This window comes from Vibrio sp. D173a, from assembly GCF_030248475.1.
In genome coordinates this window covers 1-931 of the sequence record NZ_JAHGAH010001293.1, presented here as the reverse complement: position 1 = coordinate 931, position 931 = coordinate 1, and the positions used below count along the sequence as shown (strand labels likewise).

The window sequence follows — 931 nt, the reverse complement described above, 5'->3', positions numbered from 1 at the left end:
GTAGATATTGCCTACAATGCCTCGACGAGCATCTCTTTCAATATCTACAAAGGACGTGTCAGCAGCGTTCTACCAGGTATGCAGGCAGCATTTGTCGATATCGGTCTAGAAAAAGCAGCGTTTTTGCACGCTTCAGACATCGTTCCCCATACTGAGTGTGTGGCAGAGAATGAGAAAAAGCAGTTTCAAGTGCGTGATATTTCAGAGCTTGTTCGTCAAGGACAAGACATTGTCGTGCAAGTGGTTAAAGATCCACTCGGCACAAAAGGCGCCCGCCTAACCACGGATATCACGTTGCCTTCTCGTTACCTTGTGTTTATGCCAGGTGCTAGCCACGTCGGCGTTTCTCAACGTATCGATAGCGAGTCAGAACGTAATCGTCTTAAAAAGGTGGTTTCTCGCTACTGCGATGAGCATGGCGGTTTTATTATTCGTACAGCCGCTGAAGGTGCCGATGCCCATGAACTTGAGCAAGATGCGGCGTTCCTAAAGCGTCTCTGGCTCAAAGTGCTTGAGCGCCGTGGTAAACACAAAGCGCGCACACGTCTGTACGGTGAGTTGTGCCTTAGCCAGCGTATCCTGCGTGACTTTGTTGGAACAGAGTTGAGCAAGATTCAGGTCGATTCACGCCAAGAGTTTGAAAACCTTAAAGAGTTCACGTCCGAATATGTGCCAGAGCTGACCAACAAGCTTGAGCTGTACGAAGGCGATAAGCCTATCTTCGATATGTATGTCACCGAAAACGAGATTCAGCGTTCGCTTGATCGTAAGGTTGAACTTAAATCCGGTGGCTACCTGATTATCGATCAGACCGAAGCAATGACCACGGTGGATATCAACACAGGTGCGTTTGTTGGGCGTCGCAACCTTGAAGAGACCATCTTTAACACCAACGTTGAAGCGACACAGGCGATTGCTCGTCAGCTGCGTC

The 931-nt window shown here is 48.9% G+C and carries 1 protein-coding gene; it reads left to right on the top strand.

What is annotated here, in order from left to right; genetic code table 11:
• Nucleotides 1-6: 6 nt before the first annotated feature.
• Nucleotides 7-931, top strand: a 925-nt coding sequence (locus tag KIV40_RS32930) for an Rne/Rng family ribonuclease (RefSeq protein ID WP_285353579.1), incomplete at its 3' end; no start/stop codon positions are given.